This is a genomic window from Streptomyces sp. NPDC050617 (assembly GCF_040654795.1).
Taxonomy (GTDB): Bacteria; Actinomycetota; Actinomycetes; order Streptomycetales; family Streptomycetaceae; genus Streptomyces.
This window is the reverse complement of the sequence record NZ_JBFAIS010000015.1, coordinates 85,717-105,622: the sequence shown is the minus strand read 5'-3', so window position 1 is coordinate 105,622 and position 19,906 is coordinate 85,717. Positions and strand designations below refer to the sequence as shown.

Here is a 19,906-nt window from a genome sequence, read left to right as displayed (position 1 = left end):
GATGACCGCCATCGACCTGGGCCTGCCGGCCCTGCCCCCGAAAACCCCGGTGCGCCGCCCCACCCGGCGAATCCATGTCGGCGATGTCCCCGTCGGCGGCGGCGCACCGGTCTCCGTGCAGACGATGACCACCACCAACACCGCCGACATCGACGCCACCCTCCAGCAGATCGCCGAAGTCACCGCGGCCGGCTGCGACATCGTCCGGGTCGCCGTCCCCTCCCAGGACGACGCCGACGCGCTTCCGGCGCTCGTCGCCAAGTCGAAGATTCCCGTCATCGCCGACATCCATTTCCAGCCCCGCTATGTCTTCCAGGCCATCGACGCCGGCTGCGCCGCGGTGCGCGTGAACCCCGGCAACATCAAGAAGTTCGATGACAAGGTCAAGGAGATCGCGGCCGCGGCCTCGGCGGCGGGGACCCCGATCCGCATCGGCGTCAACGCCGGGTCCCTCGACTCGCGGCTCCTGGCCAAGTACGGCTCGGCCACCCCCGAAGCTCTCGCCGAGTCCGCGCTGCACGAGTGTTCGCTCTTCGAGGAGCACGGCTTCGCCGACCTCAAGATCGCCGTCAAGCACCACGACCCGCTCACGATGATCGCCGCCTACCGGGCGCTGTCCGAACGCTGCGACTACCCGCTCCACCTCGGCGTGACCGAGGCGGGCCCCGCCTTCCAGGGCTCCATCAAGTCCGCCGTCGCCTTCGGCGTGCTGCTGGCCGACGGCATCGGGGACACCGTCCGCGTCTCCCTGTCCGCCCCGCCCGTCGAGCAGGTCAAGGCGGGGAACCACATCCTGCAGTCCCTGGGACTGCGCCCCCGTCAGCTCGAAATCGTCTCCTGCCCCGGCTGCGGCCGCCTCCAGGTCGACATCCACACACTCGCTTCCCGGGTCGAGGCCGCCTTCGACGGCTTCCCCCACCCCCTGCGCATCGCCGTCATGGGCTGTGTCGTCAACGGCCCCGGCGAATCCCGCGAGGCCGACCTCGGCGTCTCCTGCGGCAACGGCAAAGGGCAGATCTTCGTCAAGGGCGAGGTCATCAAGACGGTCCCCGAGTCGAAGATCGTCGAAGCTCTTCTCGACGAAGCGACCCGAATCGCCGGGGAGGGTGGGCTGCGATGAACGCCTCACCGCTCCCTGGCCGCCAGCGACCGGGCCGGCGCCCGCCCTCGGCGCACCGGGCGTACGGGCGCGCGGCCGGCCCCGAGCGGCGGCGCGCCGCTCGGCCGGAGCGCCCACCAGCGGCTCCCCCTTCCGCCGACGGTCTTGCCGGAAGGCCGTCCACGGGGAGCAGCCGGGCCGCCGCGGCGTTCTGCGGCGGCCCGGCCGGAGGGCCCGAGGGTCGGCCCGTCACACCACGTCGATCTTGAAGGTGGAGGTGGTGTTGCGGATGTTCTCGGCGTTGTCCCGCAGGGTGAGCCGGCGGAACGTCGCCTGTCCCACGGCCGGTCCCTGCCCCGGCTCCGGCATCTCGTTGGCCCAGATCCCGAAGCCGGACCTGGCGTCGTACTCGTCGCCGCTCTTCTTCGCCCCGGAGACCGTCACGTCCGTCAGCTCCGTGTCCTCGACCGGGTTCTGGGGCCGCTGTCCGACGTAGTTCGTCTGGAACATGATCCCGTGGTAGGTCGGGTCGGTGATCACGGCGCCGTTCACCCGGATCGCCCGGAACGGCTTGGACGCCGAGAAGAGCCAGATGGCGGGGAAGGTCTGGCCGTTCCAGAAGTGGCCGCCCGTGCGCTCCAGGGCGAGGTTCTCGAAGGTGGTCCGGCCGGGCCCGAAGCCGTTCATCGGGAATCCGAAGTCCAGCGAGGAGATGGTCACCGCCGAGTAGACCAGGGTGTCGGTGACGCGGATGTTCCGGAAGGTGTTGAGCTGGCCGCCGTAGACGGCGAGGCCGGCGGCGCGCCAGGTGAGCTTCGAGGTGAGGTTCTCGTAGACGTTGCCGGTCTGCTCGCCGCCGCCCGCGTCGAGCGCGGAGAACAGCGCGAAGGAGTCGTCGCCGGTGGACCGCGCCTCGTTGTTGGTCACCAGGTTGTCGGTGGAGCCGTTGGTCATGTTCAGGCCGTCGGCGTAGGTGTCGCGGATGCGGTTGTTCTTGAGCGTCATCCGGTCGGTGTCGGCGCCCCAGTAGAGGCAGACCATGTGCTCGGCCCAGATGTCGTCGATGGTGATGCCGGAGACCTTCTGGAAGTCGAAGACCTTGCCGGGCCCGTCGATGCGCGAGGTGTAGTTGCCGAAGTAGGCGAAGCCGGAGAACGTCGAGCCGTTGGCGCCGTTGTCCGCGCGGAACCCGATGTCGGTGTTCTGCTGCCCGGCGGGGGCGTGGAAGCGGGTGAACCACGGACCGGCGCCGATCACCTTCACCGGCTTCAGATAGACCTGGAACTTGCTGGAGGTCTCGTAGTCGCCCGGCGGCAGATAGACGCCCTTGAGCTTCCCGGTGGTGTCCATCCGGGCCTTGTCCAGCGCGTTCTGCACGTCCTGGTGGCCGAATCCGGCGGGTTGCACGAAGGTCGCCGGGTCGGGGTTGGGCGCCGCGGCGGTCTTCTCGAAGTCCGCGAAGTCGATCGTGTACGAGGAGGAGTTCTGGGCGTCCTTCTGGAGCCGGACCTTGCTGCCCGCCGGAACGGTGCGGCCGAGGTCGAGGCGGGCCTCGTCGTAGATGTGCCGGGCCGGTCCCGCGCCCGGGTCGTTCACTGGGTACGCCTCGGGCCCGTACAGCCAGGCGTACTTGGACGTGAGGTCGAGCGGCGCCGTCTTCGCGCCGTTCACGTAGACGTTCAGCGTCGCGTTCGTTCCGCCGCCGCCCGGCGCGTCGGGGAGGGAGAACCGGGTGACCAGGGTGTTGGTCTCCACCGGGGTGGTGAACTCGACGTACTGGCCGGTCTCCTTGAGCGTCACGGCCTTGCGGCCCGACGCCTCGCCCGCCAGGTCGCCGATCTTCCGGTTGGGCCCGATGATCTGGGCGCCGCCGCCGGTGGCGGCGGATTCCGCCTCGACGGTGCGGTACGGCATGGCGGCGCCGGTCGCCGCCGATCCGGCGTGCGCGGGGCCCGGTGTGGGCTTGCCGCTCGGCGGGGTGAACGCGGCCCGCGCGGAGCCCTCGCCCGCCGCGACGGTGCGTGAGGCCGTACGGCTGTCCGGGGACGCGTTGCCCGCAGCGTCCCTGGCCCGCACGGTGTAGGCGGTCCGGTGGTCCGTGCCGCCGGGGGCCGTGGTGTCCTGCCAGCTCGTGGCCGCGGCGGGCAGGCCGGCGCGCAGCCGGCCGTCGGCGTAGACGTCGTATCCGGCCGCTTCGGGGGTGTGCTCCCACCTCAGCGTCGCGCCGTCCAGCCGGACGCCGCGCGGCGCCTGCGGCGGGGTGGTGTCGCCCGACACGGCTCCGTACACGGCGAGTTCGCCGACTCGCCGCGCTCCGGCGACGCGGAGGTAGCGCAGCGGTGCGCCGTCGAGGGGCAGCGTGACCTCGCCCCGGCGGGCGCGGGCGTCGGAGAGGTCGACGAAGTCGCGGCCGTTGTCGGAGCCCTGGAGCCGGACCTGCTGGGCGGCTCCCGGCAGCCGGAGCTCGACCCGGTCGAGGCGGCGGGTGGCCCCGAGGTCGGCCCGTACCCAGTGGGACGTGCTGCCCTTCGCATACGAGCCGGGGTCGCCGTCGTGGGCGCGGGCGGCGTTCGCTTCGCCGGTGAGGCGGATGGGCAGCGGCGGGGCGCTGTCGCGGTCCGGCGGGGCTCCGGCGGTGGCGGGCTGGCCGCCTGCCAGCATGAGTCCGGTGCCGAGCAGGGCGGCGAGCACGGGTCGCCAGGCTCTGGTGCGGTGCGCGGTGCGCTCCGCGCCGTATTCTGTTGTGCCCATGACATTCCCTTCTGTGGGAGGGTGGGCGGCGGCCGTGCCGCGAGGCGGTCAGCCCCGCAGCCAGACCGCCGTGTCCTGCGGCAGCGCGCCCCCTGGCGTTAAGGGGCCGCTGGCCAGCAGAAGTTCGGAGTGCGCGGGCAGCGCCATGTCCGCCGCGCCGAGGTTGACGACGCACAGCACGCTGTCGCCGCCGTCCGGCAGCTCCCGCGCGAAGGACAGCGCGTGCGGCGCGTCCGTACGCAGCCAGCGCAGCGGGCCCGCGTCCTGGAAGGTGCGGCGCGAGCGCAGCGCGGTGCGGTAGAGGGCGAGCATCGAGTCCGGGTCGGCGGCCTGCCGTTCGGCCGCGTACCGCTGCCAGCCGGCCGGGCGCGGCAGCCAGCTCGGGCCGTCGCCGGCGGCGCGCCAGGGCAGCGGCACCCGGCAGCCGTCGCGCCCCGGATCGACGCCGCCGGAGCGGGCGTGCATGGGGTCCTGCACCAGCTCGGGCGGTATCTCCGCCTCCGGCAGGCCCAGTTCCTCGCCCTGGTAGAGGTAGACGGAGCCGGGCAGGGCGAGGGTGAGCAGGGCCGCGGCGCGCGCTCTGCGGGTGCCGAGGGCGAGGTCGGCGGGGACCCCGAAGCGCTTGCGCTCGAAGGCGAAACCGGTGTCCTCGGCCCGCCCGTAGCGGGTGACCGTGCGGGTCACGTCGTGGTTGGCCAGCACCCAGGTCGCGGGCGCGCCGACGGGGGCGTGCGCGGCGAGGGTCAGGTCGATGGACGCGCGCAGCTCGGCGGGGTCCCAGGGGCGGGCCAGGAAGTCGAAGTTGAAGGCGGTGTGCAGCTCGTCGGGGCGCAGGTAGCGGGCGAAGCGCTCGGGGTCCGGCAGCCAGATCTCGCCGATCAGCACGGCCCCGTACTCCTCGGCCAGCCGCCGCCAGGAGCGGTAGACGCCGTGCAGCTCCGGCCGGTCGTGGAAGGGGTGGCGCCCGTCCTCGGCGTCGCCGCCGGGCATGTCGGGCAGCCCGTCGGCCTTGGCGAGGAGCGCGGCGGAGTCGATCCGTACGCCCGCCGCGCCGCGCTCGAACCAGAACCGCAGGACGTCCTCGTGCTCCTGGCGCACCGTGGGGTGGGCCCAGTTGAGGTCCGGCTGCTCGGGGCTGAAGAGGTGCAGGTACCACTGGCCGCTGTCGGTGCGCGACCAGGGGACGCCGCCGAACTCGCTCACCCAGTCGTTCGGCGGCTCGGCGGAGGGCGGCCGGAAGTGGAACAGCTCCTGCTCCGGCGAGCCGGGGCCGGCGGCGAGCGCCGCCTTGAACCACGGGTGCTGGTCCGAGACATGGTTGGGCACGATGTCCACGATGGTGCGCAGGCCCAGGTCGCGCGCCTCGGCCAGGAGCCGCTCCGCCTCGGCGAGGGTGCCGAAGGCGGGGTCCACGGTGCGGTAGTCGGCAACGTCGTAGCCGCCGTCGGCGAGCGGCGAGAGATACCAGGGGGTGAACCACAGCGCGTCCACACCGAGCTCCGCCAGGTACGGCAGCCGGGCGCGGACCCCGGCCAGATCGCCGGTGCCGTCGCCGTTCCCGTCGGCGAAGGAGCGTACGTACACCTGGTAGATGGCGGCGGTGCGCCACCAGTCCGTGCGGGGCAAAGGAGGGGTCCTTTCGTACGGGTGCGTACGGGGGCGTACGAGGCCGGGCGCGTGCCAAGCAGGCGTACGGGCGGTCTCAGGGGCGGGGTCAGCCCTTGAGTCCGCCCGCGCCGAGGCCGGCGATGATCTGCCGCTGGAAGACCAGGAACAGCGCGATCAGCGGAAGCGAGGCCATCACCAGCCCCGCCACCAGACTGTTGAGCGGGGTGTCCTGGGCGACGCGCTGGAGGAAGACGCTGAGCGGTTGCTTCGCCGGGTCGGGCAGGACGAGCAGCGGCCAGAGGAAGTCCTTCCACGCGGCGACGACGGAGAGGATCGACACCACGGCGAGGATCGGACGGGACAGCGGCAGCACGATCCGCCACATCGTGCCGACCGGGCCCGACCCGTCGATGCGCGCGGCGTCCAGCAGCTCGTCGGGGACGCGGTCGAAGAAGTTCTTGAGGAGGTAGATGTTGAAGGCGTTCGCGGCGGCGGGCAGCCAGACGGCGCTGGGGCTGTTGATCAGGTTCCGGTTGACGAGCGGTACGTCGACGACCGTGAGGTAGGCGGGCACCAGCAGCGCGGTGGCGGGCATCATCAGGGTGACGAGCATCAGCCCCAGTACCGCGTTCCCGAACCGGGGCCGCAGTTTGGAGAGCGCGTACGCGGCGGGGACCTGCACCGCGAGCTGGATGAGCCAGGCGCCGCCCGCCAGCAGCACGGTGTTGAGGAAGTAGCGGGTGAGGTCCATCTCGCGCCAGGCGCGGGCGTAGTTCTCGGGGTGCCAGTGCTCGGGGACGTAGGTGGGCGGGTTCCGCGCCAGCTCGGCCGAGGACTTCATCGCGCCCGTCGCGGCCCAGTACAGCGGGACGAGGAAGGCGACGGTGAACAGCGCCAGCGCCACGGCCAGCGCCGACCAGTAGACGAGCTTCCCCTTGCGGGTGCGCAGCACGCCGGGGCGGACGAGCGTACGGGTCGAGGCGGTCATCAGTCCTCCTTGGCGCCGCGGGTGGCGCGCAGGTAGAGGGCGGAGAACGCGGCGAGGACGAGGAGCAGCAGCAGGCTCAGCGCGCTCGCGGTGCCGAAGTCGTCGTAGACGAAGGCGTAGCGGTAGACGAGGAACATCACGGTGACCGTGGAGTCGTCGGGGCCGCCGCCGGTCATCACGTACGGCTCGGTGAACACCTGCATCGTCGCGACGATCTGGAGCAGCAGGAGGACCAGCAGGACGAACCGGGTCTGCGGGATCGTGACGTGGCGCAGCCGCTGCCAGAGGTTCGCGCCGTCCAGCTCCGCCGCCTCGTACAGCTCGCCGGGGACGGTCTGGAGGGCGGCCAGGTAGATCAGGGTGGCGGTGCCCATGTTGGCCCAGGTGGAGACGACCACCAGGGAGACCAGTGAGGTGGAGGCGGAGTCGAGCCAGCCGGACGCCGGCAGGTGGAGGGTGCGCAGCACCTCGTTGAGGAGCCCCGGCCCCGGGTCGTAGAACCACTTCCACATCAGCGCCACGACGACCGGCGGGAGCATCACCGGGAGGTAGACGAGGACGCGGAAGTACGCGCGGGCGTGCCGGAACTCGTTGAGCAGCACGGCGGTGAGGAACGGCACGAGGAAGCCCAGGACCAGCGCGTAGGCGGTGAACAGCGCGGTGTTGCGCCAGGCGGTGGCGAGCAGCGGGTCGCGGAACAGCTTCTCGAAGTTGGCCGTGCCCGCCCAGGTGTTTCCGGTGGCGAAGTTGACGTGCTGGAAGCTCAGCAGCACATTGCGGATGATCGGCCACCAGGAGAACAGCGCGAAGACGGCCACGGCGGCGCACAGGAATCCGTACGCGGTCAGGTGCTCGCGCACCGAACGGCGGCGGCGGGCGGCGCGGCGCTCCCGCTCGGCGGCGGGCGGCCGGGACGGGGGCGCGGTCAGCTCCAGCGCGGGCGCGGCGGCCATCAGAGCGCGCTGTAGATCTGGTCGACCTTGTTCTCGGCGGCGGCGAGGAGCGCGTCGATGTCGGCGTCCTTCTCAGTGAGGACGGCCTGCATCGCGTTGTCGAGCGCGGCGTAGACCCGCTGCGCCTCCGGGGGCTCGATCAGGCCGGGGACGCGGGGGGACGCCTCCATGAAGGACTGGTAGTTGCCGACGGGGACGTTGGCGTACGTGCGCTTGGCCTTCTCGACCCGGTCGCGGACGGAGCCCTTCCAGATGTCCGGGGTGGGCGGCATGGGCAGCCCGACGGGCAGCTTGGCCGCCAGATTGTCTTTGATATTCCGCTCGACGAGATCCGGGTTGAGGTACTTCCACTGGAGCCACGTGACCGCGGCCCTGATCTTCTTCGGCGAGGACTTGGGGTTGACCATGTACCCCTCGCCGCCGATCAGCGTCGCCTTGGCGTCGGGTACGGGCGCGAGGCCGTAGTCCCGGTACGCGCCGCCGAACTGCTTGGCGATGACGGCGATGTTGTCGGCGGCGGAGACGTACATGCCGAGCTTGCCGCTGCCCATCATCCGCTGGACGTCCTCGGCCTGGAGCAGTTGCCTGCTGCCCATGGAGTCGTCCTCCCAGCGCATGTCGTGCAGGGCCTGGAGGGTGGCCCTGCCCGCCGCCGAGTTGAACGCGGCCTTCCATTTCCCGTCCTGCTCGGTGGCCATCCGGCCGCCGCGCGAGTACAGCTCGGCGGTGAAGTGCCAGCCGCCCTGGTTGTTCTTGGAGAAGTCGGCGTAGCCGGCGGTGTCGTCGCCGAGCTGCGCGATCCGCCGCGCCGCGGCGCGCACCTCCGCCCAGGTCCGCGGCGGCTTGTCCGGGTCGAGCCCGGCCTTCTCGAACAGCGCGCGGTTGTAGAGCAGGCCCATGGAGTAGTTGGCGGTCGGCAGGCCGAACTGCCGGGACCTGTCGTCCTGGAACACCTTCATCAGCTCGTCCCGGACGTCGCCGCGGTGCGGCATGTCCGTGAGGTAGTCGGTGATGTCGGCCGCCTGCTTCTTCGCGATCAGGCCGCGGGTGTCGGTGAAGTAGACGTAGAAGACGTCCTCCAGCTTGCCGCCCGCCAGTTTGGTGTTGAAGGTCTTCGGGTCCATGAAGCCTTCGTGGGGGACGATGTCGATATCGGGGTTGGCCTGCTCGAATCGGCGCACGTGCTGGTCGAAGAGTTTGCGCTCGAACGCCTGCGTCGTGGGCGGCTGCCCGTTGACGGCGAGCTTCACCTTGCCGCCCGGCGCGCCGTCGTCACCGCCGCCGCTGTCACTGCTGGTGCCGCAGGCGGTCAGTGCGGTGAGGGCGAGAACGGCGGCGGAGGCGAGGACGAGGGAGCGGCTTGTCGAAGACGGCGTGGGTGACATCGGTGGACCCCTCCGGGCGTGGGCGATGCGGTGAGCGGTGGCGCACACTCAAGCACCGGGGCCGGAGGAGGGCAAGATGTCACGCAGAACTTGCAAAATACTGACAGCTATGGAGAGTTCAGCCGATCGGGCGGGCTCAGCTCGTCGGGGCCGGGCCCGTCGAGCCCCGTACGACGAGCTCCGGCTCGAACATGATCTCGTCGCGGACCACTTCCCGGCCGTCGATCTGCGCCGTGAGCAGCTGCACCGCGGTACGGCCCATCGCGTCGATCGGCTGCCGTACGGTCGACAGCGGCGGCTCCGTGACCGTCATCAGCGGCGAGTCGTCGTACCCCACCACCGAGACGTCCTCCGGGACCCGCAGCCCGCGCCGGCGGGCCGCCCGCACCGCGCCCAGCGCGATGATGTCGCTGGCGCAGACGATGCCGGTCACCCCGGCGTCCAGCAGCCGGGAGGCCGCCGCGTGGCCGCCCTCCATCGAGTACATCCCGCGCACCACGCGCTCCGGCGGCAGCTCGGCGCCCGCGGCGCGCGCCACGGCCTGACCGGCGGCGAGCTTGCGCCGCGAGGGCACGTGGTCGGACGGGCCGAGCGCCAGGCCGATGCGCTCGTGCCCGAGCGAGGCGAGATGGCGCCACGCCTGCTCCACGGCGACCGCGTCGTCGGTGGAGACGCAGGGGAAGTCGAGCCCCGGAATCGGCGCGTTGACCAGCACCACCGGCAGGTTCCTGGCGTGCAGCAGCCGGTAGTGGTCGTGCGCCGCGTCCGCCTGCGCGTACAGGCCGCCCGCGAACACCACGCCGGAGACCTGCTGCTGGAGCAGCAGGTCCACATAGTCCGTCTCCTGGATGCCGCCCGGCGTCTGGGTGCAGAGCACGGGGGTCAGGCCACGCTGGGCGAGGGCGCCGCCGACGACCTCGGCGAACGCCGGGAAGATGGGGTTGGACAGCTCGGGCAGCACCAGCCCGATGAGCTTGCCGCGCTCGCCGCGCAGCTGCGTCGGCCGCTCGTAGCCGAGGACGTCGAGCGCGGTGAGCACCGCCTGCCGGGTGCCCTGCGAGACTCCGGGCTTGCCGTTCAGCACCCGGCTGACGGTCGCCTCGGAGACGCCCACCTTCTTCGCCACCAGCGCAAGTCGTCGCGTCATACACGCAACATTAGCGCAAGTTTTGCAGGCCGCTTGCGCCAGTGTCACGTTCCCTGCGCGGCTTGCGAGTGGTCATGAACGGCGGGCGAATCCGGGCGGCCGTCACGGGAGTTGCTACCTCAGTACGGCCAGCAGGGACCGGTTCAGCGGACGAACTTCCAATTCACCTGCGGGACCATGTCGGTGCCGGCCGGCACCAGCTTGCGGAAGGCCGCCTGGCCGAGGTCTATGTGGGTCGAGGGGCAGGAGGGGCACTTGTCCCGGACCGGCACGGTGATGGTCTTGCCCTTGTACGTGACCTGCACCTTGATCCCCGAACAGAGCGGGTCGTTGTTCGGGTTGGCCGAGGTCCACCACGCGGCGGAGACGGCTACCAGGTCCTGGGCGGTGGGGTCGATATACGTGCCGCAGGCGCCGTAGCCCTTGTCGTTGTAAAAGGTCATCTTGCCGGTCATGGTCTTGCCGATAGGTATGTCGGCGTGGGCCGTTCCGGTGCCGAGGGCTATGCCGGTGACGGCGATCACGCCGCAGACCGTGGATCTCCAGCGTAGGGATGCGCGCATGGCTTCTCCTCATCCGAGTTCATCCGGGTCGTTCCGGGGTGGTGCTCGGGGCAGGTGCCGTTGCCCGGGAGGCGGTGGATCTCGGAGCTCTCCCGAGCACATGAGTGTCATGGACTCCGACCGCCTCACAACCCTCAATGGGCACAACTGTCCGGAACTAGCGGATATATTCGGTGAGTTTGGCCCGGAACGGAGGTCCGGTCTCCGCTCCCCCGCCCCTTGCGTTCCCTGACGTCTCAGCCGCCGTCCGCCTCGCCCTGCGCGTCGTTCTCCGCCTCGGGGAGCAGCGGAAACAGCCGGGAGATGAGTGCCACGGGCCGGGCGTCGGCGGGGCGGGCCAACGGGCGCTGCTCGCGGTCCTGGTAGGGGGCGAGCGCCCGCCGCAGGACGGCCGCGACCCGGCTCATCTCGTCGGGCGTCAAGTAGGCGACCGCGCTGAAGGCTTCCTCCTGGCGCCACTCGGCCGGGGCCTGATCGCGCCGGGCGACCCACCGCCGCCAGCTCTCGTCCTCCAGCCCGCGGGCCAGGTCGCCGAACTCCGCCGCGGGCGCGCCGCCGTCGGCGCCGGACCCGCGCCGCCGCAGCCGCCAGGGCCGGGCCCGCCCCCCGCTGTGCGGGGCTTCTTCCACCTGGCCGTGGCGGGCGAGCTGCCGCAGGTGGAACGAGCAGAGTCCGGAGCTGTAGCCGAGCCGCGCGGCCGCCTCGGTCGCGGTGACGGTGCCGACTTCCCCCAGCAGGGCCAGCAGGGCGGTACGGACCTCGTGCTCACGCAGTCCGCCGCCCTCGTCTCCCTCGCCGTCGCGGGTCCGGCCGGGCGGGGTGGTGAGGTCGTCTTCGGTCACTTTGCAAAGTCTGCTACTTTGCAAAGCTCCTGGCAAGCCGTGACCGCATGCTGCGCGCGAAATATGGGGAGACACCACCGTCATGTCCGTTCATCACGACCCGTCCCACCCCCTCGACCGGCGCGTGCGCGTGCAGGGCCGGCCCGTCGACTCGTACCCGGAGCTGCCGGCGGAGGCGCGGCGCGGCTCGGCGCGCCGGGTCACGGAGATCGGCGAAGAGGTCCTCGGCCGCCGGTGCCGGGAGGTGGCCGAGTTCGGCTCCGCCGAGCTGTCGGCGCTGATCGACGACATGTTCCGGACGATGTACGTGGCCGACGGCGCCGGCCTCGCCGCCAATCAGGTCGGCGTCGACCTGCGGCTCTTCGTGTACGACTGCCCGGACGACGCCGGCATCCGGCACGTCGGCCACATCGCCAACCCGGTCCTCGAACTGCCCGGCCCGGACGACCGCCGCCTCGTCGACGACCATGAGGGGTGCCTCTCCGTGCCGGGCGCGACCATGCCCGTCCACCGCACCGACCGCGCCGTCGTACGGGGTTTCGACAAGGACGGCGAGCCGGTCGTCGTCGAGGGGACGGGGTACTTCGCCCGGTGCCTCCAGCACGAGTGCGACCATCTCCTCGGCCACACCTATCTCGACCGGCTCTCCAAGCGCGACCGCAAGGACGCGCTGCGCCAGATGGCGGACCGCCGCGAGGAGGTCTACGCCCGTCGCGCCGCCAAGGCCGCCGATCTGGGCTGATGAGGGGTCGAGGGGGGCGTCGGAGGGGCCGCCGGCGCCGGATGGCGGAGCAGCGGTGGCGGTGCGCGCGGGGACGGGGGAAGTTCGAAGCATCCGTCCGGTCGGCGTGACGGACGTCCGAGTGGTGGCGGCGGGTGGCGGGGAGCGAATCCATGACCGATGTCCCGGCTTCGGCCTCGACAGTGCGCGACGGCGGGCGAGCCGGCCGTCGCTCCTGGCAGATGATCGACGGGGCGCTGGAACCCCTCGACTTTCCGGGCCCGACGGACATGCGCTTTCCGGAATCCCTCGCCGAGTATGTGCTGGAGCATTTCTCCCGGCCCGGAGACTGGGTCCTCGACCCGTTCTGCGGCTTCGGCACGACGCTCGCGGCAGCCGGCCGGCTGGGCCGGGAGGGCGTCGGGTTCGAGCGCGACGCGGAGCGCGCCGCCTTCACCCAGGCACGGCTCCCCGATCCGTCGCGCCTCCTCGTCGCGGACGCGGAGCACGTCGACGCCGGGCCGTGGCCGCCGTTCACGCTGCTGCTGACCAGCCCCCCGTTCACCAGTTTCCGTACCTCCGTGGGGCGCGACGGCCGCGAGACCCATCTCGACGACGCGCGACGCATCTTCGCGAGTCTCAGGCGCTTTCTCGCACCGGGGGCGACGGTGGCGGTCGAGGTGTCCCAGCTGCGGCGTCCCGAGTGGCGCTGGACCCGGCCGCTGGTGTGGGAGTTCGGCACGCTGCTCGGCGAGCTCTTCCACTTCAGCGAGGACATCGTCTTCGTGCAGACAGGGTCCGACCACGCGGCTCCCGGCTATCACCACACCCACGTCCTGGTGTTCCGCCACGAGCCGTGACGGCCGCGAGCAGGTCGCGGGCGATGGCGGAGGCTCCGTTCGCGGCGGGGGTCCCGTGCGCGGCGGCTGTCGGCGTCGGTGGGGATGACGGTCTGGCGGAGGCCGTGGTCGTCGATGAGCCGCTGGTGGCGCTCGGTGAGCAGGAGCGAGTCCAAGCCGTGGGACCGGAGTTCGGTGTGGACGGCGATGAGGCGGGAGACGTGCCCCAGGCCCCGGCCCCGGCCCCGGCCCCAGGCGAAGGAGACGACGCGGCGGGTCATGAGGGGTCCTGGGCGAGTGCGGCGGACCGTCCGCGCGGGGCGGGGCGCTGCCCTCCGGCGGGCCCATGGCCGGCGACGCGTTCCTGGGCGACGGCGCGTTCCCGGTCGGGGGCACACTCCTGGCCGACGGCACACTCCTGACCGACGGCGCGCTCCTGGTCGGGGGCACGCTCCTGACCGACGGCGCGCTCCTGGTTGGGGGCGCGTTCCTGGTTGGGGGCGCGTTCCTGGTTGGGGGCGCGTTCCTGGTCGGCGGCGGGGAGCGCGAAGCGCACTGCGGTGTCTTCGCCGACCGGTCGCAGCGGCGTGACCGTCGCGTACCCGGCGGCGAGGAGGGCGGCCTCGCCGCCGTCGCGGGGTGCGGCCGGCTGGTGGGCGGCGTGGAGGAGTTCCGGACCGAGGCGCTGGATGGTGAGGCGGCTGTCCGCGTGGGCGCCGAGCCCGGCGTGCCGCACTCCGGCCAGCCGGTGCGCGGGCACGTTCGGCACGTTCACATTGCAGAGCGGCGGCGGCTGCCGCCGGTCGCGCGCGCGGGCGAGGACCGCGGGCAGTACGGCCGTGAGGACGTCGAGCGCCGTGTCCCAGTGGTAGGGCGCGCCGTGGCCGAGGGAGAGGGCGACGGCCGGACGCCCGTACTGGATCGCGGTGAGCGCGGCGCCGACCGTGCCGGAGTGCAGCACGGCCGGGCCGATGTTCGCCCCCGGATTGATGCCGGACAGGACCAGGTCGGGCGCGGGGCCGAAGGCGCCCTGGCAGGCGGCCGCCACGATCAGCCCCGGCGGGGCCGCCACGGCGTGGACGGGGATGCCGGCCAGGCCCGCCGGGGCGCGGAGCCGGGTGGGCACCAGCCCGTCCGCGGCGACCGCGCGGCTGGTGCCGCAGCCGCTCTCGTCCTCTTCCGGGGCGGCCACGACCACGTCGAAGTCCTGGTCGCGGAGGCGGCGGGCGAGCCGGTGCAGCCCCTCGCCCGCCACGCCGTCGTCGTTGGTCACCAGGACTCTGGCGGCTGCGGTCATGCGGTGCTCCTCCCCCGGCGCCGTCGGGCCGGGCGGCGCATCGGGGTCAGCCGCCGATCATGGACATGCTGCGGTCGGGGCGGACGAAGTCGGGGTGGTTGATCTTGTGTCCGGGCCACTTGTGCCAGAGGGCCTCGCGGATCATCCGCTCCACCGCGGGGTCGTCGGCGCCCGAGCGGAGCGCGGCGCGCAGGTCGGTCTCCTCCAGCGCGAACAGGCAGACGCGGAAGGCCCCTTCGGCGGTGACGCGCATGCGGTTGCAGCTCTCGCAGAAGGGGTTGGTCACCGAGGGGATGAAGCCGAGCGCGCCGGGTGCGCCGTCGGCGAACCGGAAGGACGTGGCCGGCTGGGGCGAGTCCTGGGCGACGGGGACGAGGTCGAAGGCGGCGGAGACGGCCGCCAGCGTCTCCTCGGCCGGCACCACCTTGTCGCGCTCCCAGGTCTTCTCGGCGTCGAGCGGCATGTACTCGATGAAACGCACGTCGTAGCCGCCCTCGCGGGCCAGGCGCGCGAAGTCGACCGCCTCGTCGTCGTTGGTGCCGCGGATGACCACACAGTTGATCTTGATGGGGTCGAGCCCCGCCGCCCGCGCGGCCTCCAGCCCCTCGGACACCTTGTCGAAGGCGTCCCGCCGGGTCATCTCGGCGTAACGGTGGCTCAGCAGCGAGTCGCAGGAGACCGTGACGCGGCGCAGTCCGGCCTCGCGCAGCGGCCCGGCGAGCCTGTCCAGCAGCAGCCCGTTGGTGGTGATGGAGACGTCCACCCCCTCCAGCGCGCAGACGCGGCGCACGATCTCGGGGAGCTCGCGGCGTACGGTCGGCTCCCCGCCCGTGATCTTGAACTCGCGCACGCCCAGGGAGTGGAAGAGGCGCGCCAGCCGGTCGATCTCGTCGACGGTGAGGATCTCGTCCTTCTCCAGCCAGGGCAGCCCCTCGGCCGGCATGCAGTACGTGCAGCGCAGATTGCACTTGTCGATGACCGAGATCCGCAGGTCGCCCGCGACGCGGCCGAAGGTGTCGGCGAGCGGGCCCTCGGTGGGGGCGGGGCCCGGGTTACGCCAGTCGTACGTGGGTGCGGCCATGGCTGCTGCTCCTGTTCTGCGCGGGACTGTGGGCGGTTCGTCCGGTGATGGGGGCGGAGTCCGCTTCCGGGAGCAACTCCCGGAAGTACTCCAGCACTTGGTCGGGGGACAGCTCGGAGGCGTCGAGGTGGTGGACCGGCACGCGCGACGACAGCTCCTCGGCCACGTCCTCGAAGCACTGCGACACCAGGGACACATAGGAACTGGTGAAGGAGCGCTCCAGCACGCGGTTCCGCCGCCGCATCCGGCGCATCAGCACGTCGGTACGGGCCGTCAGGTGCACCACGGCCGCCGGCGGCGGCAGCGCCGAGGTGATCAGGTGGTGGTAGCGGTAGTAGGTCTCGTACTGCTGCGCGCTCAGCGCGCCGCTCAGCCGCATCGCCTTCGCGTACGCCAGTGAGCTGTGCACGTCCTGGTCGAGCACGCTGCCGCTGCCGGTGCGCAGGTTCTGCAGGACGCGCAGCAGCAGGGTCTCCAGCTGGCAGAGGAGGGCCGAGCCGCTGTCGCCGCGCAGATAGCGGGTCAGGTAGTTCTCCCGCGCCCCGCCGCGGCCCCGGCCGCGGTTGACGGGGACGATGTCCCGGACGTGGTGGGTCCGCGGCGCGCGGGCGGTGTGCCGTTTGAGCAGCGTGCTCTTGCCCACGGCGGGCGGGCCCAGGAGCACGACGGGGGCCGGCGCCGCCTCCCGCCACAGGGCCGGGACCGGATCGATCAGGCGACGTGCCGCCCGCTCGATGTCGGCCACGGGCACGTCGGCCATGGACGGGTCCGGTTCGGCCGCCGGGCGGGAGAACCGGTGCGCCTCCTTGCCCAGACAGTGCGCGGCCGCCGGTTCCAGCTCGCCGTCCGCGATGCTGTCCAGCGCCCGCCACCGAAGGCCGGGGCCGGGGGCCTGGCCCGTGTCCATGCTGCGCCGCCAGGTGAACACCCGCAGGTCATAGGGGACTTCACCGTGCGGCCCCGCGGGGAGGTACAGCTCGGCCAGGTAGTCCAATCGGGCGGCCGGCACGCGCTGTCGGCAGGCCCGGCCGGCGGCGGCCGCGGCGGCCTGCCGTGCCATGCCTCCGGGCGGGACCTCGGTCCAGGGGAGTCCGGCGGCCCCGGATTCCGCGTTCGGACCGGGATCGGCGAGCAGGACCCGGCCCCGGCTGTCGAGGATCAGGCATGCGGCGCGTCGGTGGGCGGGGCGGTGCCCCGGCGGCAGGTCGGTGAGCATCGCGTTCCTCACGGCTCGGTCGGCAAGAGGCGGCGGTCGGGGGCCGGGTCCGCTGCTGGGGCGGGGGCGGGTTCCGCTACAGGGGCGGGGGCTGGGGCCGCGAGGGGGTCGAGGGTTGGTGCGCGGTGGATGGGCGCGGGCGCGGGCCCGGCGTGCCGGAGGTCCATCGCCCCGTCCATCGCCCCGTCCATCGCCCCGTCCATCGCCCCGTCCTTCGCTCGGGTGCGGGCCAGTTGCGCCAGGGTCAGCAGGGCCACCCGCTCCGCGAAGGCGACCGGGTCGACGTCCCGCCCGGCGCGGGCGCGGGTCTCCCGTGGCGGCAGCAGCCAGGAGAAGCGCACGTCACCGCGGATCAGCGCGTCCCTGACGGCGGCCTCGGCGGCCTCGGCCGTCCCGGCCGTCCCGACGGCCCCTGCGGTTTCGGCGGCCCCTGCAGTTTCGGCGGCCCTGGCCGTCCCGTCCGTCCCGGCGGCCCCTGCGGTTCCGGCGGCAGGCGAAAGCGACGCCCGCACCCGGAAGTCGGGTCGCTCCAGCACGTCTCCCCCGCCCGGCCGGTCCGCGCCGAGAAGCGCGGCGGCCCCCTCCGGCCCGGCTTCGACCAGGCCCCGCACCAGGCAGCCGGGCGACTCCTCCACCCGCAGGACGCGGCTCGCCGAGCCCGTTCCCCGTACCGGCGGCAGGCCCAGCCACCAGCGCTCCTCCACACGTTTCCCCTCAAGCGCCCCCGGGGGGTCGAGGATCTCGCCGCGCCACCCCCGGCGCGCCAGGTCGGCGCGGAGCCGGCCGGCGGAGACGGGGAATAGCGACGCGGCACGCCATCGCGGCGCCCGCACCCCTTCGGGGAGGGCGTGCAGCAGGCGCCACCGGCGGATCGGCGAGGTTTCGATGTTGGTCAGCAACCGGCGGTAGGAGTCGGCGGGGAAACGCACGCCGCCGCCGAGGTGCGGCTGCGCCTCGACCAGGCAGGCCAGCAGCAGAAACCCCGTGTCGTCGTCCGGCTGGGCCCGCGGCGCGGGCCACGGCGCCCGCCCGAGGACACCGACGTAGCGGCGCCGCCCCCCGTCGGCGACCGTCCCCGAGGCGAGGCTCGGATCCTCGCCGCGCGCCAGGCACCGGGCGATGCGCGTCCATACGGCGTCCTGTACCGGCAGGTCCCGCGACGGAATCGGGGGGAGTTCGGGCGAGGGGTGGAGCGTACGGGCGCGGGCCGCGCCGGGCGGCCGGGCCGGGCGCCCGTACAGGCACGCCTCGATCTCGCGGTCCAGTTCCGCCAGCGGGGACCCGAGGCGGGTGCGGAGGAGCAGCGCGAACAGCCCGATGCCGGAGAGGGCCACCGGCCCGTCCGCCGGCAGCGGGTCGTGCCGGCTGGTGATGAGCGCCGGGCCGGGAGCCGGGTCGGCGGCGAGGCCGGGGCGGATCTCGCGCAGCCGGCCTCCGTACTGCGCGGCGGAGTAGCCCAGCCGGCCGGTCAGGAGTTCTTCCAGGTCTCCGGCGGCGACCGCCACCTCGATGTCCGGCACGGCCGCGGGCGGTTCCGCGGTGAGGCCGCCCCCTGCCCGTAGCCGCATGGTCCGTACGGCCGAGGGCCGCGCGTGGGCGTCCACCACGACGAAGCGGTAGACGGTCTCGCGCAATCGGCCGTGCGCGGCGGCGGCGAGTTCCTGGAGGGCGGTCATCGGAGACGGGGTGGACTCGGCGCGGTCACTACCATCACCGCGGTCGGCGGGAAGTCCCGTCAGCTGTTCCAGCAGGCGCGCGGCCGGGACGGCCCGGTCTTCCGCGGCGAGGGGCCCGATCCGGGAGCCGGGGTGGTACGTGCGGTCGCGGGGCTCGCCCGTGGCCCGTGCCCACGCCAGCGCGTTCCGCTCCCGCCGCACGCCGCGCCGTACGGTCCCCCCTGGGTCCGGCGCGGACATGACGGTGATGCGGTCTCCCGGTACGGGGCGCAGGATCTTCCGGTTCGGGTCGTCCGCGCGCAGGACCCGGTCCACGAGGCCGGGCGGTACGGGGAACTTGTGGGCGTTGAGCCATGCCGCGTCGCCGAGCCCGTACTGCCCCTCGGGCAGCGGGGCCACGCAGGCAGGGCGGGCCCGGGACAGCAGCTCCGCCAGCGGTTCCGCCCAGTCGGCGTCCGCGCCCGGCGGCTCCCCCTCCACGCTGCGGGTCTCCATGATCGGTTGACAGGGCGTCAGGAGCAGGTCCGGCGCCCCGGTGTCCGTCAGCCGGTCCACCCAGGCGGGGGTGGTCAGGCTGTCGACCATGTGCCACACGAAGCAGTCCGGCGTACGGACGGCCAGGCCGTGCTCCGGGCCGTCGAAGGTCGAGGGCGTCCACATCAGCTCCAGCCCCGGGCGCGGGGCGAGCGTCATCCAGTCGCGCACCACCGTCGTGTCGGTGAAGCCGAGCCGCCGCAGGGCGTGGGCGATGCGGGGGTCGTCGGGGTGCAGGACGGGGAGGGCGCGGTCCAGGAGGTGGAGCGAGGCGATGTCGAAGTGGTCGCGGTGGGAGTGGGAGATCCACACCGCGTCGGGGCGGGGCAGGGCCCGCGGCCGGATCCGCCGGGCCGGGGCGAAGCCCGTCAGCCCGCCGCGGTAGCTGTCGCGCAGGTGCGGATCGCACAGCAGCGTGAAGCCGCCGGCGCGCACCAGCACCGTCGCGTGCCCCGCGACCTCGATCGCTACGGACATACCGGCCTCCTCACAGATTCCGCGGGGCGCGGCCGACGCCGCCGGACGTGACGCGGTCCTCCCCGCCTCGCGGGCGGCCCTCCGGGCGGTGCGCGCTGATCCGCAGCCGTTCGGCCAGGCCGCGGAAGGCGCGCCCCCGGCAGTACAGGGCGGACTTCTCCGCCGCCGTCATCTGGCCGAGGGTGCGCCCGTCCCCGTCCTGCGGCACGAACACGGCGTCGTAGCCGAAGCCGGCGTCGCCGCGCGGCCGTTCGGCGATGTACCCCCGCGCCACGCCCTCGCCGACCACCCGCCGGCCGTCCGTATGGCAGAGCAGGGCCACGGTCCGCACGCGCGCGCCGCGGTGCGCCACGGGTACGCCCGCCATCTCCGCCAGGACCTTCGCCACGTTCTCGGCGTCGTACGCGCCCTCGCCCGCGTACCGGGCCGAGCGCAGTCCGGGGGCGCCGCCGAGCGCGTCCACTTCCATCACCGTGTCGTCGGCGACGGCGAGGCGCCCGGTGGCGCGGACCACCGCGGCGGCTTTGAGGTAAGCGTTCTCCTCGGCGGTCGCACCGTCCTCGACGACGTCGGGCAGCCACGCGGGCCGGGGCAGGAGGTCCAGGCAGCCGTGCAGCAGGGCCCGGATCTCCGCGGCCTTGGCCGCGTTGGCGGTGGCCAGGACTGCTTGCAGCATGCGGAACTCCTCAGCGGCGGCGAACGGGGGGCATTGGGGATGGCGGACGGGGG

General features: G+C 73.1%; 17 protein-coding genes. 3 read left to right on the top strand and 14 right to left on the bottom strand.

What is annotated here, in order from left to right; genetic code table 11:
* Nucleotide 1 precedes the first annotated feature (1 nt).
* Nucleotides 2-1,120: a flavodoxin-dependent (E)-4-hydroxy-3-methylbut-2-enyl-diphosphate synthase gene (gene ispG, locus AB0I49_RS20990; protein ID WP_363228521.1), complete on the top strand. Its 1,119-nt coding sequence runs from the start codon at nucleotides 2-4 to the stop codon at nucleotides 1,118-1,120.
* 228 nt (nucleotides 1,121-1,348) lie between these two features.
* Here ispG and AB0I49_RS20985 read toward each other — a convergent pair whose 3' ends face one another.
* The 8 genes from AB0I49_RS20985 to AB0I49_RS20950 form a co-directional block, all read right to left on the bottom strand.
* Nucleotides 1,349-3,850 (bottom strand): glycosyl hydrolase, encoded by a 2,502-nt coding sequence (locus AB0I49_RS20985; RefSeq protein ID WP_363228520.1) that lies wholly within the window; start codon nucleotides 3,848-3,850, stop codon nucleotides 1,349-1,351.
* Nucleotides 3,851-3,898: 48 nt separating this feature from the next.
* Nucleotides 3,899-5,476 (bottom strand): alpha-amylase family glycosyl hydrolase, encoded by a 1,578-nt coding sequence (locus AB0I49_RS20980; RefSeq protein ID WP_363228519.1) that lies wholly within the window; start codon nucleotides 5,474-5,476, stop codon nucleotides 3,899-3,901.
* 88 nt (nucleotides 5,477-5,564) lie between these two features.
* Nucleotides 5,565-6,446 (bottom strand): carbohydrate ABC transporter permease, encoded by an 882-nt coding sequence (locus AB0I49_RS20975; protein ID WP_363228518.1) that lies wholly within the window; start codon nucleotides 6,444-6,446, stop codon nucleotides 5,565-5,567.
* Nucleotides 6,446-7,399 (bottom strand): sugar ABC transporter permease, encoded by a 954-nt coding sequence (locus AB0I49_RS20970; RefSeq protein WP_363228517.1) that lies wholly within the window; start codon nucleotides 7,397-7,399, stop codon nucleotides 6,446-6,448. Before AB0I49_RS20970 ends, AB0I49_RS20975 begins: the two co-directional genes overlap by 1 nt.
* Nucleotides 7,399-8,784, bottom strand: a complete 1,386-nt coding sequence (locus AB0I49_RS20965; RefSeq protein WP_363228516.1) for an extracellular solute-binding protein — start codon at nucleotides 8,782-8,784, stop codon at nucleotides 7,399-7,401. Before AB0I49_RS20965 ends, AB0I49_RS20970 begins: the two co-directional genes overlap by 1 nt.
* A gap of 136 nt (nucleotides 8,785-8,920) precedes the next feature.
* Complete coding sequence (locus tag AB0I49_RS20960) at nucleotides 8,921-9,931, bottom strand: LacI family DNA-binding transcriptional regulator (protein ID WP_363228515.1); 1,011 nt, start codon at nucleotides 9,929-9,931, stop codon at nucleotides 8,921-8,923.
* 143 nt (nucleotides 9,932-10,074) lie between these two features.
* Nucleotides 10,075-10,494: a cysteine/serine endopeptidase inhibitor gene (locus tag AB0I49_RS20955; protein ID WP_363228514.1), complete on the bottom strand. Its 420-nt coding sequence runs from the start codon at nucleotides 10,492-10,494 to the stop codon at nucleotides 10,075-10,077.
* Between the two features lie 236 nt (nucleotides 10,495-10,730).
* On the bottom strand, nucleotides 10,731-11,336 hold the full coding sequence (locus AB0I49_RS20950) for a helix-turn-helix domain-containing protein (RefSeq protein WP_363228513.1): 606 nt from the start codon (nucleotides 11,334-11,336) through the stop codon (nucleotides 10,731-10,733).
* Nucleotides 11,337-11,418: 82 nt separating this feature from the next.
* Between AB0I49_RS20950 and def the strand changes: the two genes are divergently transcribed.
* A complete protein-coding gene (def, locus tag AB0I49_RS20945) occupies nucleotides 11,419-12,078 on the top strand; it encodes a peptide deformylase (RefSeq protein ID WP_363228512.1) in 660 nt (219 codons plus the stop codon).
* Between the two features lie 152 nt (nucleotides 12,079-12,230).
* Complete coding sequence (locus AB0I49_RS20940) at nucleotides 12,231-12,917, top strand: DNA methyltransferase (protein WP_363228511.1); 687 nt, start codon at nucleotides 12,231-12,233, stop codon at nucleotides 12,915-12,917.
* Here the strand turns inward: AB0I49_RS20940 and AB0I49_RS20935 are convergent.
* The 6 genes from AB0I49_RS20935 to AB0I49_RS20910 are packed head-to-tail and all read right to left on the bottom strand — an operon-like array spanning nucleotide 12,878 to nucleotide 19,853.
* The gene (locus AB0I49_RS20935; protein ID WP_363228510.1) at nucleotides 12,878-13,177 is read right to left on the bottom strand and encodes a hypothetical protein; all 300 of its coding nucleotides are present in this window, start codon (nucleotides 13,175-13,177) and stop codon (nucleotides 12,878-12,880) included. The genes AB0I49_RS20940 and AB0I49_RS20935 overlap by 40 nt on opposite strands.
* Entirely contained in the window at nucleotides 13,174-14,193 is a 1,020-nt protein-coding gene (locus AB0I49_RS20930; protein ID WP_363228509.1) for a 5'/3'-nucleotidase SurE, read from the bottom strand. The genes AB0I49_RS20935 and AB0I49_RS20930 overlap by 4 nt, the downstream gene beginning before the upstream one ends.
* Nucleotides 14,194-14,239: 46 nt before the next feature.
* Nucleotides 14,240-15,274 (bottom strand): GTP 3',8-cyclase MoaA, encoded by a 1,035-nt coding sequence (gene moaA / locus AB0I49_RS20925; RefSeq protein WP_363228508.1) that lies wholly within the window; start codon nucleotides 15,272-15,274, stop codon nucleotides 14,240-14,242.
* On the bottom strand, nucleotides 15,246-16,502 hold the full coding sequence (locus AB0I49_RS20920) for a deoxynucleoside kinase (protein WP_363228507.1): 1,257 nt from the start codon (nucleotides 16,500-16,502) through the stop codon (nucleotides 15,246-15,248). The genes moaA and AB0I49_RS20920 overlap by 29 nt, the downstream gene beginning before the upstream one ends.
* The gene (locus AB0I49_RS20915; protein WP_363228506.1) at nucleotides 16,499-19,177 is read right to left on the bottom strand and encodes an MBL fold metallo-hydrolase; all 2,679 of its coding nucleotides are present in this window, start codon (nucleotides 19,175-19,177) and stop codon (nucleotides 16,499-16,501) included. Before AB0I49_RS20915 ends, AB0I49_RS20920 begins: the two co-directional genes overlap by 4 nt.
* A 10-nt stretch (nucleotides 19,178-19,187) precedes the next feature.
* Nucleotides 19,188-19,853, bottom strand: a complete 666-nt coding sequence (locus AB0I49_RS20910) for a non-canonical purine NTP pyrophosphatase (RefSeq protein ID WP_363228505.1) — start codon at nucleotides 19,851-19,853, stop codon at nucleotides 19,188-19,190.
* Nucleotides 19,854-19,906 lie beyond the last annotated feature (53 nt).